14 protein-coding genes and 2 riboswitches are annotated in these 14,502 nt (G+C 43.1%); all 14 genes read left to right on the forward strand.

The features are described from left to right. Positions 1-182 precede the first annotated feature (182 nt). Positions 183-554 (forward strand): GntR family transcriptional regulator, encoded by a 372-nt coding sequence (locus BQ7344_RS15440; protein WP_072523240.1) that lies wholly within the window; start codon positions 183-185, stop codon positions 552-554. Next, entirely contained in the window at positions 551-1,453 is a 903-nt protein-coding gene (locus BQ7344_RS15445; protein WP_072523241.1) for an ABC transporter ATP-binding protein, read from the forward strand. The genes BQ7344_RS15440 and BQ7344_RS15445 overlap by 4 nt, the downstream gene beginning before the upstream one ends. Next, positions 1,428-3,677, forward strand: coding sequence for a DUF6449 domain-containing protein (locus tag BQ7344_RS15450; RefSeq protein WP_072523242.1), 2,250 nt, complete (start codon positions 1,428-1,430; stop codon positions 3,675-3,677). The genes BQ7344_RS15445 and BQ7344_RS15450 overlap by 26 nt, the downstream gene beginning before the upstream one ends. A gap of 9 nt (positions 3,678-3,686) precedes the next feature. Continuing rightward, positions 3,687-4,460, forward strand: coding sequence for a pseudouridine synthase (locus BQ7344_RS15455; RefSeq protein WP_072523243.1), 774 nt, complete (start codon positions 3,687-3,689; stop codon positions 4,458-4,460). 463 nt (positions 4,461-4,923) lie between these two features. Then, positions 4,924-5,652 carry a 30S ribosomal protein S2 gene (gene rpsB, locus BQ7344_RS15460; protein WP_015541316.1) on the forward strand — a complete coding sequence of 243 codons (729 nt, stop codon included), beginning with the start codon at positions 4,924-4,926 and terminating at the stop codon, positions 5,650-5,652. Between the two features lie 30 nt (positions 5,653-5,682). Continuing rightward, positions 5,683-6,624 (forward strand): translation elongation factor Ts, encoded by a 942-nt coding sequence (gene tsf / locus BQ7344_RS15465; protein WP_072523244.1) that lies wholly within the window; start codon positions 5,683-5,685, stop codon positions 6,622-6,624. A gap of 201 nt (positions 6,625-6,825) precedes the next feature. After that, on the forward strand, positions 6,826-7,755 hold the full coding sequence (locus tag BQ7344_RS15470) for an AEC family transporter (protein ID WP_072523245.1): 930 nt from the start codon (positions 6,826-6,828) through the stop codon (positions 7,753-7,755). Between the two features lie 280 nt (positions 7,756-8,035). Next, positions 8,036-8,539, forward strand: a complete 504-nt coding sequence (locus BQ7344_RS15475) for a gamma carbonic anhydrase family protein (RefSeq protein WP_072523488.1) — start codon at positions 8,036-8,038, stop codon at positions 8,537-8,539. A 59-nt stretch (positions 8,540-8,598) separates the two neighbouring features. After that, the gene (locus BQ7344_RS15480; RefSeq protein ID WP_072523246.1) at positions 8,599-9,087 is read left to right on the forward strand and encodes a GNAT family N-acetyltransferase; all 489 of its coding nucleotides are present in this window, start codon (positions 8,599-8,601) and stop codon (positions 9,085-9,087) included. Positions 9,088-9,196: 109 nt separating this feature from the next. Continuing rightward, complete coding sequence (locus tag BQ7344_RS15485; RefSeq protein WP_072523247.1) at positions 9,197-10,546, forward strand: MATE family efflux transporter; 1,350 nt, start codon at positions 9,197-9,199, stop codon at positions 10,544-10,546. A gap of 78 nt (positions 10,547-10,624) precedes the next feature. Beyond that, the gene (locus tag BQ7344_RS15490) at positions 10,625-11,107 is read left to right on the forward strand and encodes a LeuD/DmdB family oxidoreductase small subunit (protein ID WP_072523248.1); all 483 of its coding nucleotides are present in this window, start codon (positions 10,625-10,627) and stop codon (positions 11,105-11,107) included. A 2-nt stretch (positions 11,108-11,109) separates the two neighbouring features. Continuing rightward, on the forward strand, positions 11,110-12,360 hold the full coding sequence (locus BQ7344_RS15495) for a 3-isopropylmalate dehydratase large subunit (RefSeq protein ID WP_072523249.1): 1,251 nt from the start codon (positions 11,110-11,112) through the stop codon (positions 12,358-12,360). 57 nt (positions 12,361-12,417) lie between these two features. Then, positions 12,418-12,909 carry a LeuD/DmdB family oxidoreductase small subunit gene (locus BQ7344_RS15500; protein ID WP_072523250.1) on the forward strand — a complete coding sequence of 164 codons (492 nt, stop codon included), beginning with the start codon at positions 12,418-12,420 and terminating at the stop codon, positions 12,907-12,909. A 13-nt stretch (positions 12,910-12,922) separates the two neighbouring features. Continuing rightward, entirely contained in the window at positions 12,923-14,167 is a 1,245-nt protein-coding gene (locus BQ7344_RS15505) for a 3-isopropylmalate dehydratase large subunit (protein ID WP_072523251.1), read from the forward strand. A 104-nt stretch (positions 14,168-14,271) separates the two neighbouring features. After that, positions 14,272-14,354, forward strand: a riboswitch (glycine riboswitch). Positions 14,355-14,356: 2 nt separating this feature from the next. Beyond that, positions 14,357-14,456: riboswitch (glycine riboswitch) on the forward strand. The last annotated feature ends 46 nt before the right edge of the window (positions 14,457-14,502 follow it).

Genomic DNA, 14,502 nt, shown 5'->3' on the forward strand with positions numbered 1-14,502 from the left:
TTTTTGCTTTACATAAAAGTACTTTGCAATATTTCTGAGTTTAGAATTATTTTATAATTATTTTATATTTATTTTATAGATGCTTGATTGCATAGTGGAGGAAAATATGATAGTCTAAGTGTACTAAAACAATTAATACATTATACACACGCAAATCACATACAAAGTGGAAAGGAAGGGAAATGATCATTTTGGATTATCAGGACAGGCGTCCGATTTATGAACAAATTACAGAGCGATTTCGAACGTTGATCTATCAGGGAGCATTGCCTGCCGGATCCAGACTTCCTTCTGTGCGTCAGCTTGCAATGGAACTGTCCATCAACCCCAATACGATTCAGAGAGCATATATGACGCTGGAGCAGGAGGGACTGATCTATCCTGTCAGGGGAAAAGGCAATTTTGTTGCGGAGACCACACGGATACAGGAAAAGAGCAGGGAAGATTTTCGAAAGGAATTTCTGGAATTGGTAAAAAAGGGAATACAGACGGGAATCACGGAAGAAGAGATGCTTTCGATGGTTCGGAAGAACTGTGAGGAGGAACAGAGATGATTGAGATAAAGAAATGCAGTAAGTCTTTTGGGACGCTTAAGGCCGTCAGTAAACTTTCAATGGATATCGGAGAGAGGGAAGTATTTGGGCTGGTTGGAAGCAATGGCGCAGGAAAGAGTACACTTCTTCGGATGGCAGCAGGGATACTGAGACCGGACGAAGGCGAGATAAGGATTGATGATATTTCTGTTTTCGATAATGAAGATGCGAAAAAGCAGATTTTTTATATTTCGGATGACTGCTATTTTCCTGCAAACTATACCGCAGCGGATATGGCTTCATTTTACCGTCTGTACTATCCGGGATTTGAACGTCAGCGTTTTTCGAAACTGATGCGTCAGTTTCAACTTGATGAAAGTCAGAAGGTCAGTAGTTTTTCAAAGGGAATGAAGAAACAGCTGATGACGCTGATTGGCATCTGTGCGGGGACAAAATATCTTCTCTGTGATGAGACATTTGACGGACTGGATCCGTTGGTACGTCAGGGAGTAAAAAGTCTTTTTGCCGCTGAGATCATGAGCAGAGAATTTTCACCGGTTCTTGCGTCTCACAATTTAAGAGAACTGGAAGATATCTGTGATCATGTGGGCCTTTTATATAAGGGAGGTATGCTTCTGAGTAGAAATCTGGAAGATATGAAATTCCATATTCACAAGATACAGTGTGTATTTACTGATAAGAAGCAGGAAGACGCACTGAAAAAAGAACTTGATGTGTTGAAAGTGGATCATCAGGGCTCACTTGTAATGATCACAGCACGAGGCACAAGGACAGAGATCATGGCAAAAATTCAGGAAAAGAATCCACTTTTCTGTGAAGTGCTTCCACTGACTCTGGAAGAAATATTTATCAGTGAAACGGAGGTGGCTGGCTATGAAATCCAGAATATTTTCTTCTAAACATCTGAAAACAATATCCAAAGGACAAATCTGGATACCGGCATTTATTACACTTGGATTTCTGCTGGCATTTCCGGTGACTGGTATGGTAAAGCTGAGCTCCTGGAGGGATCTGCAATACTCAGATTTACAAATTCTGATTTTGTATAATAATTTGTGGAAAGATGGTTTTGTGCTGTCGGGTCTGATCATTGCATCCATAGCGGCTTTCATAAACAGTGTGAACGGATTCATTTATCTGTATTCTGGTAAAAAAACAGATTTTTATCATGGACTTCCGATGAAAAGAGCAGAACTGTTTCTGGAAAGAGTAGTTTCAGGACTGGTATATTATCTGATGCCGTATATCATCACAGAGTTTCTGATGATCTGTATTGGAGCAATGCGAGGATTTTTCAGTCTGAATATTATGGGGATGGCAGTCGGGATGCTTTTCCTGCATCTCCTTATCTACCTGGTGATCTATTTCAGTATTGTGCTGGTAATCAGTGTGACGGGAAATATGCTGATGGGTATTCTGTGTCTGGGAGGTATGTACCTGTATGGGATTGTACTCAATTTGCTCCTTGTAGCCTATGGACAGTCATTTTGGCGTACCTTCTTCTCGGAATACCAGTATGGTGGCTTTAATACGCTTTTACATACGGCATCTCCGGGAACGCTGATTCTCAGTATGGTCAGCGATTATGCGGAAGGAAAGACAGGAAAATTACTTGCAGCAGTCATTATTCTTGGTGTTATACTTGGAGTCCTGGCATGGATTGCATATAAGAAAAGACCATCAGAAGCAGCAGGAAAATCTATGGTCTATACTTGGGTATCCATGGTAGTAAGATTTATGGTCGTGGTACCGGGCGGTCTTGCAGTTGGCTGGATATTCTATTCACCTACTACCGGAAAAGTCAGAATTCTCTGGTGGATTTTCGGAATGATTCTTGGAACAGTCGTAATACATGGTTTATTAGAAACGATATATCAGATGAGTTTCCAGGGCTTTTTTGCGAAAAAAATACAGCTGGTAATTGCAGGGGTACTTGTAGCAGTTTGTGCACTTTTTTTCCAGAAAGACCTGTTGCATTTTGATAGCTATATTCCAAAACAGGAAGACATTGTATCAGTTAATCTCAACATGATGTCTTTTGATCAGGACTATTATGAGAATGTCCAAAAGACAAAAGATGGAGACTATGAAATAACAGATGCAAATAACTGGGCAGAATCTGCTATGGCATTTATCGGTAAAAATGGTATAGGTGACCAGACTTATAAAGCTCTTCAGGATATCGTTGCCGGCAATCCGAAAAGTGAGGCAATCGACGGAGATTATACATATTATACAAGCATAAAATACACACTTAAATCTGGAAAAGAAATCTACCGAAAATACTGGATAGAGCCGGAAAACTTAAGTGCTCTTGTAAAAGGATTATATGAGGAAGAAAATCTGAAAGAACAGAAATTCGGTTTTCTTGATCTTGATCAGAAATATCTGAAAAATATTGGACTGAATGATGCAAGTGGAAAGGGATTCAGTATCTTCCAGAATGATCCTGATAAAATAAAGCAACTCCTTGAAGCGATGAAGAAGGATGTCGATGCTGCAACAGCAGAAGATTTTATGCAAACACCTGAGGTAAAAATTGATTTTGCTTATCAGCTTCCTGGTAAACAGGATGTGAATAATATGATACCAGGAAATACTAAGGCAGATGTACAGTATGCAGAATGGATAGTTGGTATATATCCTTCATTTAAAAATACTCTTGCAATTCTTAAGGAAACAGGTTATCCTCTGACGGTAGAAGATCTGGATATTGAAAAGATCATGCTGAACTATTTTAATGATGAGGATGGACAGCAGGAAGATGTGACCTATGAGAAGCCGGAAGAAATAAGAGCTTTAAAAGAGGCGTTGACCGTAAGATACAATGGATACGTTGACAAAGATTCAGAAATCTATCAGAATATTTATGTATCAGTGTTTACAGATAAAGGCGAGGCTGTGAATACATATGGACTGAAGAAAGAAAAACTTCCTGATTTCGTAAAAGAAAAGATTACAGAGCTGGGAATCATACAGAGTAGTATGCAGGTGGATGCACCGGTGACAAAAGAAGAGACAGTGTATACAGATGATGAGGAAGATGTGGTAACACAGGCAATTATTGGAGGGGCAGATGCACCTTCAGAAATATATCTGGATAGTACTGTTGAATCAGAATAAGGAGTATATATGGCAAAGGCAGTGAGGCTGGATAAGTTTCTCGCAGATGCGGGAAAGGGGACCAGAAGTGAAGTGAAAAAATTCATACAGAAAGGGCAGGTTCAGGTGAACGGTGTACCGGCGAAGAAACCGGAGATTAAAGTCGATCCGGAGAATGATGTGGTTGTGCTTTCAGGGGAAACGGTGTGTGCGGCACCGGAATTTGTCTATTATCTTCTGAACAAACCGGCCGGCTGCGTCAGTGCGACGGAGGACCGTAACGATCGGACAGTTATGGAATATGTTCCATCTGACCGCAAAGGGCTGTTTCCTGTAGGACGTCTGGACAAAGATACAGAAGGCTTACTTCTTATTACAGATGACGGGATGCTAGCACATGAGCTTCTTGCACCGGGAAAACATGTGGATAAAACATATTTTGTCCGCGTGGAGGGAAAGCTTACGGTGGAAAACATCGAGAAACTGGAGAATGGTGTGGATATCGGAGAAGAGAAACTGACCATGCCAGCCAGAGCGGAGATCGTCGGTGGAAGCTGGGAAGGGGCCGGTGATTTGCAACCAGGTCGTGTGCGCATAGAAAATCTGCCGGAAGTGTATACAGAATTGCATCTGACAATTCACGAAGGCAAGTTTCATCAGGTCAAGAGGATGATGGCAGCAGTCGGAAAACCAGTCATCTACCTCAAGAGAATCTCCATGGGTCCGCTTACCCTCCCCGACAATCTCAAGAAGGGTGAGTGCCGTCCTCTGACTGAGAAAGAACTTTTACGGTTGAAGGGATAGCGTTATCGCCACTAAATATGTTTGCTGTGTTTTTAATTGCATTTTGCCGGTATCAGTATGATGTAGTTACAGTATTGTCGTAGCAGACATTTACAGAGCGCCTTTAGGTACTGACGAAATACAGCTGTTACGGAGACCCATTCTTGAAGGTTGTCCTGAAAGAATGCATGGTCGGAGTTACCGATTAGTTCGTCAGACCGTTGCTCTGGTCTGCGAGGCAATATGTGAACGGCATCGTGCGTGAACATGGTAAAATCCAGCAAAAATATACCGAAAACTGCGAAAACCCTCTTTACACGGAGGGTTTTCCTATGCTATACTCTAGAAGTTGCAATGTGCGCACTGACGCACAAATAAAAAGTCACGTACAGAGATTCCGATGGATGGTGCCCTTACGGTGTGAGGTTGGGTCCGGATAGAAAATGATCTGTACGGAAGAATTTAACCAAAAAGGAGAACAAACATGAGCGTTATTTCAATGAAACAGCTTTTGGAAGCAGGTGTTCATTTCGGACATCAGACAAGAAGATGGAACCCTAAAATGGCTCCGTACATCTACACAGAAAGAAACGGTATCTACATCATCGACCTTCAGCAGTCTGTAGGTATGGTAGACGATGCTTACAATGCAGTAGCTGATATCGTAGCTAACGGCGGAAACATTCTTTTCGTTGGAACTAAGAAACAGGCTCAGGATGCTATCAAAGCAGAAGCAGAGCGTTGCGGACAGTTCTATGTAAACGAAAGATGGCTTGGTGGTATGCTTACAAACTTCAAGACAATCCAGAGCCGTATTGCAAGACTGAAACAGATCGAAGCTATGGAAGCTGACGGAACTTTCGAAGTACTTCCAAAGAAAGAAGTTATTGAATTAAGAAAAGAACTTGCTAAACTGCAGAAAAACCTTGGCGGTATCAAAGAGATGAAACGTCTTCCGGACGCAATCTTCATCGTTGATCCTAAGAAAGAAAGAATCTGCGTTCAGGAAGCTCATACATTAGGTATTCCGCTTATCGGTATCTGCGATACTAACTGTGATCCGGAAGAACTGGATTATGTAATCCCGGGTAACGATGATGCTATCCGTGCCGTAAAACTGATCGTTTCAAAAATGGCAGACGCTGTTATCGAAGCAAATCAGGGAACAACAGAAGCTGAAGAAGCAGAAGTTGAAGAAGCTACAGAGGAATAATTAATTTAATAATTCCAGGAGGAAAATACAATGGCTATTACAGCAGCTCAGGTAAAAGAATTAAGAGAAATGACCGGTGCCGGAATGATGGACTGTAAGAAAGCTCTTACAGCTACAGATGGCGATATGGACAAAGCAGTAGAATTCCTGCGTGAAAAAGGTCTTGCTACAGCTCAGAAAAAAGCAAGCCGTGTTGCAGCAGAAGGTCTTTGCAAGACTCTTGTTGCTGATGATGAGAAGAACGCAGTTGTTGTAGAAGTTAACTCTGAGACAGACTTCGTTGCTAAGAATGAAAAATTCCAGAGCTATGTTGCAGATGTTGCAGCACAGGCACTTACAACTTCCGCAGCTGACATCGATGCTTTCCTTGCAGAGCCATGGGCGCTTGATACAACCAAGACTGTAAACGAAGCTCTTGCAGCTCAGATCGCAGTTATCGGTGAGAACATGCACATCAGAAGATTTGCTCAGGTGAAAGAAGAAAACGGATTCGTTGCTTCTTACACACATATGGGTGGAAAAATCGGCGTTCTTGTAGACGTTGAAACAGATGTTGTTAACGATGCAGTGAAAGAAATGGCTAGAAACGTAGCAATGCAGATTGCAGCTCTGAAACCGCAGTACACAAGCGACAGCGAAGTAAGTGCTGAATATATCGAGCATGAAAAAGAAATCCTTCTTGCTCAGATCCAGAACGATCCGAAAGAATCCCAGAAACCGGAGAAGGTTATCCAGGGTATGATCACTGGACGTATCAAGAAAGAACTCAAAGAGATCTGCCTTCTTGACCAGGTATACGTTAAAGCAGAAGACGGAAAACAGACTGTTGCTAAATACGTAGAAGAAGTTGCTAAAGTAAACGGCGCTAAGATCACAATCAAAGGTTTCGTTCGTTTCGAAACTGGCGAAGGTATCGAAAAACGTCAGGATGACTTTGCAGCAGAAGTTGCAGCTCAGGTTGCAGGTAAATAATCTGTAAAGCTCAGATTTATCTTTTTGTTTAACTATTAAAGGCCCGTAAAGTCTTATGAACACTCTGTTTCAGAGCAGATATAAGCTTTTGGGTCTTTTTTATGTACTGGAAACAAAAACAAGCAGACAAAATATCTTGTGATTTTGTTTGCGTTGATACATAATATATTTAAGACGGCTGATTTAGGGGAGAAGAAAAAGATGAAAGTTCTGGAAATAATATCACCGGTACTGGTGATGATCATTCTTGGTATTTTATGCCGGAAATGGAAAGTGCTGAACAAGAACGGCATCGACAACATGAAAGCACTGGTTACAAACATCATGCTTCCGGTGGCAATTTTTCATGCACTGGCAACATCGGATTATGGAGCAGAAACGGCAAAGCTAGTCGGGATCATGTTCATCATGTTGGTTGTATCTTTTGGCATCGGATTCCTTATGAAGCCGCTTATGACAGAAAATTACCGTAAGTATCTGCCATTTATGGTCAGTGTGTATGAGGGCGGCTCGATGGCATATCCTCTGTACACAAGTCTCTGCGGACAGGAGAACCTGTCACAGATTGCAGTTCTTGATATTGCGGGACTGCTTTTTGGATTCAGTATTTATATGGGAATGCTTGGCCAGACTGAGAACGGCGAGAAGATCAATGTAAAGAATCTTGCAGTAAGCGCAGTAAAAACACCGGCATTTATCGCAAGTGTTTTGGGAATCATTGCGGGATTGACAGGCGTGATCAAACTTCTGCTTGCAAGTCCGGCAGGCGGGATTTATACAAGCGTCGAGAGTATTCTGACTACAGCTTTGACAGCAATCATTCTGATCGTAGTAGGTTTCAGCATGGAACTGACACCGGAACTTTTTAGACCGTGTGTTCGGACAATCGTGATGCGTATTGTGCTGCAGGCAGTTATGATCGTGTGTGTCCTTCTGGCGGTACATAGTTTTATCGGAAGTAATAAATTACTGGATCTGGCAGTGATCACCTATATGTCCGCACCGGCTACGTTTAGTATGCAGACTTTCCTTAAGCGTGAAGACGGAAGCGCATATGTATCTACGACAAATTCACTGTATTGTATTGTGTCGGTCGTGGTGTATATGATCCTTGCGTTTTTTACATATTAAAATAGAGAATAATTATAAACAAGTGCCATACGGAGCAGAAAACCGTATGGCACTTGTTAGATGTATTGTATATAGTGAAAAAATGAGCTGAATATTACCGGCGAATGGAAGAAACTGCAATACCGAACTCAGGCAGAATGGGTCATGCCGGAAACATTTGACGAAACACTCAGCTACATATATAGACAGTATCGGATCATGTTCATCGATTGACAACAAAAGCAGGGCTTGCTACACTGAAATCATACTGGCAAAATTGCAGAAATCAGAGGAAGATACAATGAATTATAAAAGTATAAAAATATCAGAAGATGCGAGAACCGCAAAGCAGTCGGTGATCACAGGAGATGTGACAATTGGGCGGGACAGCTGTGTCCTTCATTTTGCTGTGATCCGTGGGGATGAAGCTCCGGTTGTGATTGGGGAGGAGTCAAACATTCAGGAGAACTGTACAGTTCATGTGAGCCGTAACATGCCGGTTTGTATCGGAAATAATGTTACAGTGGGACATAATGCAGTGATTCATGGCTGTACGATTGGGGACAGAACGCTGATTGGAATGGGGGCAGTGATACTTGACGGTGCAAAGATTGGAAATGACTGTATTATAGGAGCAGGAAGTCTTGTGACGAAGAATACTGTGATACCGGACGGTTCCCTTGTGATGGGAAGTCCTGCAAAGATCAAACGAAACCTTACCTGGGAAGAAAAACTTGGAATCCTTGAGAACAGCAAAGAATATGTTTCCGTGTCCAGAGAGATGCAGGAGCAGGGAGTGTTATAAGTTGCTGCGAACAGAGTGGACAGTAACTATTATAATTTACAGAGAGCGAGGTTAAATATATGTCCTGTACAATAAGAAAAGCTACACAGCGGGATCTTCCGAGAATCCGGGAAATCTACGAGATAGCAAGACAGTTTATGAGAAAAAATGGCAACCATTCACAGTGGGGGAAAGGTGACGAACCGGAAGCTCTGATTGAGGAAGATATCTGTCAGGGAAATTTGTATGTACTGGAGGAAGCGGACATTCATGCAGTATTCGCCTTTATTATAGGAGAAGATCCGACCTATCTGGAGATAGAAGAAGGAAACTGGAAGTCAGAGGAACCTTATGCTGCCGTGCATCGTGTAGCCAGCGACGGAACAGTGCAGGGTGTTCTTGGTCATGTCATGGATTACTGCAGCGCACAAGTGCCGCATATTCGGATCGATACACATACGGACAACAAAGTAATGCAGCACGTATTGGAAAAATACGGTTTTGTAAGCTGCGGCATCGTACATGTCCCGGATGGAAGCCCGCGTATTGCATACGAACTGCTCCCATAATATGTTCTTTGATAAAAACTTGTATTATCCTGCGGAAAGGAACATAATGTCAAAGTCGGCATGACCGCCGGTAAAGTTTGGAAATGAATTATGGGGGAGTTGAGTGAAAATGGAACAGCAACAGCATATGTTTTCTAATCGCCTGATTTGCAGTCTTCTGATTCCGGTCGTGCTGGAACAGCTGCTTAATTCCATCATGGGAACTGCGGATACCATGATGGTAAGTAATGTCGGTTCGGCGGCAATCTCAGCGGTATCACTGGTTGACTCAATCAACGTGCTTGTCATTCAGGCATTTTCCGCACTGGCTGCAGGCGGTGCGATCGTCTGTGCACAGTACATAGGACAGAAAAACAAAGAAAAAGCAAACGAATCTGCAAGACAGGTGTTGTTTATCATAACAGCTATTTCGGTAGCGGTAAGTCTGATCTGTCTTGTTTTCCAGAAACCACTCCTGAGGCTGATTTTCGGCTCGGTAGAACCGGCGGTCATGAGTGCTTCGGAAACATATTTCTTCTATACAGCTCTGTCGTTCCCGTTCATCGCAGCTTATGATTCAGCAGCTTCTATTTTCAGGGCACAGGATAATACAAAAGGACCGATGATCATTTCGATGATTTCCAATGTCATGAATATTGCAGGAAATGCAGTGATGATCTGGGTATTTCATATGGGAGTCGCAGGTGCGGCACTTTCTACATTGATTTCCCGTATTTTTTGTGCAGTTGTCGTTATAATCCAGCTTCGAAAAGAAAGAGAAGGTCAGGAGATTGTTGTACGTGATTATTTCAAAATCCGTCCGGACTGGAGTATGATCAGACGTATCCTTGGGCTGGGCATTCCATCAGGTGTCGAAAACAGTATGTTTCAGCTTGGTAAACTTGCAATCCAGTCTACAGTTTCTACGCTGGGGACAGCGGCGATCGCAGCACAGGCAATGACAAATATTCTGGAGAATTTAAATGGTATCGCGGCAATCGGTGTCGGAGTTGGTCTGATGACGATCGTCGGCCAGTGCCTTGGTGCCGGAAGAAAAGACGAAGCAGTCTATTACATAAAAAAACTCTGCGTGATCGCAGAAGTTATTATCATCATAAGCTGTCTTGGCGTATTTGCACTGACAAAACCAATCACAATCCTTGGTGGTATGGAAAAAGAAAGTGCAGATATGTGTTTTCATATGGTGATGTGGATCACAATTGTAAAGCCGCTTGTCTGGATCATGGCATTCATACCTGGATATGGACTTCGAGCTGCCGGTGATGTGAAATTTTCCATGATCGTTTCCTGCTGTACGATGTGGGCGTGTAGATTCTGTCTCTGTGTATTTCTGATCAGAGTTATGGGATTCGGACCGATGGGTGTCTGGATCGGTATGTTTGCAGACTGGACACTTCGTGGAATTATTTTTACATGGAGATTTCACAGCCGGAAATGGTTGCAGCATAAAGTCATCTAAATATACATTTTCTATTCACGTATTTTGTGGTAAAATAGAGAGAAACTGAATAGTTATACATAGAAAGGAATTATTATTATGGAAAAGGGAACAATTTTTAAATTTCATAATGACCTTGATACAGACCAGATCATTGCATCCCAGTATCTGCTTCTGCCGAACCTGGATGAAATGAAAGGTCATGCATTTGAATCATTAGATCCTGATTTTGCAAAAAAAGTAAAACCTGGAGATTTCGTAGTAGGCGGAGAAAACTTCGGCTGTGGTTCGTCCAGAGAGCAGGCACCGGGCGTCCTTAAAGCACTTGGTGTACAGGCTGTCATTGCAAAATCTTTTGCAAGAATTTTCTTCAGAAATGCAATCAATATCGGACTTCCGGCAATTGTCTGTAAAGATCTTCCGGACAATGTAGCAACCGGAGATACCATGGAACTCCATATGTCTGATGGAACAGCAGTTGCAAACGGCAAGACTTATACCTGTACAAAACTCCCGGAATATATGCAGGGAATTCTGAATCAGGGCGGTCTGATCGCTTCACTGAACAAGGAGGAGAAATAACCATGGGAATGACAATCGCAGAAAAAATCATTGCAGCAGCAGCCGGAGTAGAGAGCGTAAAGCCGGGCGATATCCATACCGTACAGCTTGACCGCCTGATGAGTAACGACGGAACGACACATCTGACTGTTGATATGTATAACAATAAATTGAAAAATCCGCATATTGCAGATACAAAGAAACTTGTATTTATCGTAGACCATAACGTACCGTCTGATTGCCCGAAGACTGCAGCGTCTCAGAAAAAAATGAGAGATTTTGCAAAAGCAAACAACATTGATTTCTGGGAAGGTAAAGGCGTATGTCATCAGGTCATGATTGAAAATTATGTGCGTCCGGGCGAACTGATTTTTGGCGCAGACAGCCATACATGTTCCTACGGTGCACTCGGTGCATTTGGTACCGGCGTGGGATGCACAGATTTCCTTTACGGAATGGTAACAGGTACTTCATGGGTACTTGTTCCGGAATCCGTAAAATTCAATCTGACAGGGGAACTTCCGGAAGGTGTGACCGCACGTGACCTGATCCTTACGATCATCGGCGAAGTCGGGGCAAACGGATGTAACTATCAGGTAATGGAATTTACCGGAGAAGGTGCAAAGACATTGAGTATCAGTGACCGTATGACACTTTGCAACATGGCAGTAGAAGCCGGTGCAAAGACCGGTATCTTCGAAGCTGATGAGAAAGCAATGAAATATCTGAAAGAGCATGGACGTGAGCCAAAAGCTGTATTCCACAGCGATCAGGATGCGAAATATGTAAGAGAATATAGATTTGACCTCAGTAAAGTCCGTCCGGTAGTTGCCAGACCGGATTTTGTAGACAATGTTGTTCCGGCAGAAGAAACATGTGGCATCGAGATAAACGAAGCATTCCTTGGTTCCTGCAACAATGGACGTATCGAAGATCTGCGTGTAGGGGCTGAGATCATCAAAGGAAAGAAAGTATCAGATAAAGTACGTTTCCTTGTTGTTCCGGCAAGTCAGACCATTTACCGTCAGGCATTAAAAGAAGGACTGATTGACATCTTTATGGAAGCCGGTGCAATCGTTATGAACCCGAACTGCAGTGTATGCTGGGGAAGCTGTCAGGGAGTGATCGGAGAAAACGAAGTTCTGATCAGTACCGGAACACGTAACTTCAAGGGACGTGCAGGACATCCGAGCTCCAAAGTATATCTCGGATCAGCAGCAACCGTTACAGCTTCGGCAATCGCAGGAAAGATCGCGCTGCCGTCTGAAATTTGAGAAATATAAAGGCAGAATACAAACAACGAATACATATTCAGTGAGGGAACATAGATTATGGAAAAGTTTACAGGTAAAGTCTGGGTACTTGGCGATGACATCGATACAGATATTATCATTCCGACCGAGTATCTGGCACTCAAAACAATCGACGATATGAAACAGTACGGATTCAGCCCGCTTCGCCCGGAACTGGCTGGTCAGATCCAGAAAGGCGACATCATTGTTGCGGGCAAAAACTTCGGCTGCGGTTCATCAAGAGAGCAGGCACCGGAGATCATCAAGGCACTTGGAATCCAGTGTGTCATCGCGAAATCTTTTGCAAGAATTTTCTTCAGAAATTCTATTAACAATGGTCTTCTTCTGATCGAACAGCCGGATCTTCATGAGGATGTCAAAGAGGGAGATTCTGTGACTGTTGTGATGAATGAACATGTAGATTACAATGACAAACAGTACCCGATCGCTTCCCTGCCGGAGAACCTGATGAGCATCATTCAGGCGGGCGGACTTGTAAAAGCCATGCGTAAACTGAACGGACTGGACTAAGGAGGTAGATCAGATGGGCGAAACAGTTATTGAAAAGATTATCAGAAACAATGTAGGCCATGCCGTAAAACCGGGTGATATCGTCACAGTCAATGTCGACAGAGTGATGATCCACGATATTTTTATTCCGTTTGTTGCAGAGAAATTTGAAGAAATGGGATTTCAGAAATTATGGGATCCGGACAAAGTAGTCCTGATCTATGACCACCTTGTTCCGGCAAGCCAGCTTGATGATACCAGGCATTTCCACACAGGAGATGCTTTTGCAGAAAAATATGGCATGAAAAACGTACATAGAAGTGACGGAATCTGCCATCAGTTAATGACAGAGGCTGGTTATGTGAAACCGGGCAACATCGTATTTGGTACAGACAGCCATACGACTACTTACGGATGTGTCGGCGCTTTTTCTTCCGGTATCGGTTATACCGAAATGGCAAGTATCCTCGGAACAGGTACTATGTGGATCAAAGTTCCGGAAACGATCAAAGTTGTGATCGACGGAGAACTTCCGGAAAATGTTATGTCAAAAGATGTGATCCTGCGTCTGATCGGAGATCTCGGTGCAGACGGAGCTACATATCGTGCACTGGAATTTACAGGAAGTGCAGTGAAGAATATGTCTGTGGCAAGCCGCATGACAATTGCCAACATGGCAATCGAGGCAGGTGCAAAATGTGCGCTCTTTACTCCGGATGAAAAAACGGCAGAGTACTGCGAGATTGAGCTGAACGATTTCCAGAAGAGCCTTGTCGGAGATGAGGATGCCACATATCTTAAAACTGTGACCTATCGTGCAGAAAATCTTGTTCCGGTTCTGGCATGCCCGTCTCAGGTAGATAAGATTCGTGATGTCAGCGCACTGGAAGGAACTGAGATCGATCAGGTATTTATCGGCTCCTGTACAAACGGACGTCTGGAAGACCTTGCAGCAGCAGCGGAAGTTCTGAAAGGCAAAAAAGTTGCTGATTATGTAAAACTGATCGTAACACCGGCAAGCCGTAAGATCTACAGACAGGCAATCGAGCTTGGTATTCTGGATACTCTGGCTGAAGCAGGGGCGATGATCACACATCCGGGATGTGGATTGTGCTGCGGACGAGCAGGCGGTATCCTGACAGACGGAGAGCGCGTTGTGGCAACAAACAACCGTAATTTCCTCGGCCGTATGGGAACATCCAAAGTGGAAATTTATCTGGCATCTCCGAAGACTGCGGCAGCATGTGCAGTAGCAGGAAAGATTGTCAGCCCGAAATAAAATACATTTAATTAACAAAAAATGTCAAGAGGGAAGAAAAAATTTTCCCTCTTGACATCTTAATGATTTAGCACTATAGTATAACGCAGTGACAGCAATAACGAGGAGAAGTTTGCAGGAAAGAGGCCAGGGCCCACCGAAGGAGTAAAACTCTCAGGTATCCGTGTTATCGGACAGAAACTGTAAATGGATCGTTTCTCTGGAGACACCTGTTTCAGTACAGGGGCCGAAGGTGCAAGCGACGCGTAAGCGTCTTGAATCTCTCAGGCAAAAGGACAGAGGATGCTTTTTTATAATTACATCCTGGAAGTTTATTCTTTTATTAGTTCTGTTTT

It is taken from the genome of Blautia sp. Marseille-P3087, from assembly GCF_900120195.1.
Lineage (GTDB): Bacteria > Bacillota > Clostridia > Lachnospirales > Lachnospiraceae > Blautia_A.

Excerpts from the sequence above, each read along its gene's own strand:
- BQ7344_RS15440 (WP_072523240.1), top strand. The coding sequence starts at position 183 with ATGATCATTTTGGATTATCAGGACAGGCGTCCGATTTATGAACAAATT.
- BQ7344_RS15445 (WP_072523241.1), top strand. The coding sequence starts at position 551 with ATGATTGAGATAAAGAAATGCAGTAAGTCTTTTGGGACGCTTAAGGCC.
- BQ7344_RS15450 (WP_072523242.1), top strand. The coding sequence starts at position 1,428 with ATGAAATCCAGAATATTTTCTTCTAAACATCTGAAAACAATATCCAAA.
- BQ7344_RS15455 (WP_072523243.1), top strand. The coding sequence starts at position 3,687 with ATGGCAAAGGCAGTGAGGCTGGATAAGTTTCTCGCAGATGCGGGAAAG.
- rpsB (WP_015541316.1), top strand. The coding sequence starts at position 4,924 with ATGAGCGTTATTTCAATGAAACAGCTTTTGGAAGCAGGTGTTCATTTC.
- tsf (WP_072523244.1), top strand. The coding sequence starts at position 5,683 with ATGGCTATTACAGCAGCTCAGGTAAAAGAATTAAGAGAAATGACCGGT.
- BQ7344_RS15470 (WP_072523245.1), top strand. The coding sequence starts at position 6,826 with ATGAAAGTTCTGGAAATAATATCACCGGTACTGGTGATGATCATTCTT.
- BQ7344_RS15475 (WP_072523488.1), top strand. The coding sequence starts at position 8,036 with ATGAATTATAAAAGTATAAAAATATCAGAAGATGCGAGAACCGCAAAG.
- BQ7344_RS15480 (WP_072523246.1), top strand. The coding sequence starts at position 8,599 with ATGTCCTGTACAATAAGAAAAGCTACACAGCGGGATCTTCCGAGAATC.
- BQ7344_RS15485 (WP_072523247.1), top strand. The coding sequence starts at position 9,197 with ATGGAACAGCAACAGCATATGTTTTCTAATCGCCTGATTTGCAGTCTT.
- BQ7344_RS15490 (WP_072523248.1), top strand. The coding sequence starts at position 10,625 with ATGGAAAAGGGAACAATTTTTAAATTTCATAATGACCTTGATACAGAC.
- BQ7344_RS15495 (WP_072523249.1), top strand. The coding sequence starts at position 11,110 with ATGGGAATGACAATCGCAGAAAAAATCATTGCAGCAGCAGCCGGAGTA.
- BQ7344_RS15500 (WP_072523250.1), top strand. The coding sequence starts at position 12,418 with ATGGAAAAGTTTACAGGTAAAGTCTGGGTACTTGGCGATGACATCGAT.
- BQ7344_RS15505 (WP_072523251.1), top strand. The coding sequence starts at position 12,923 with ATGGGCGAAACAGTTATTGAAAAGATTATCAGAAACAATGTAGGCCAT.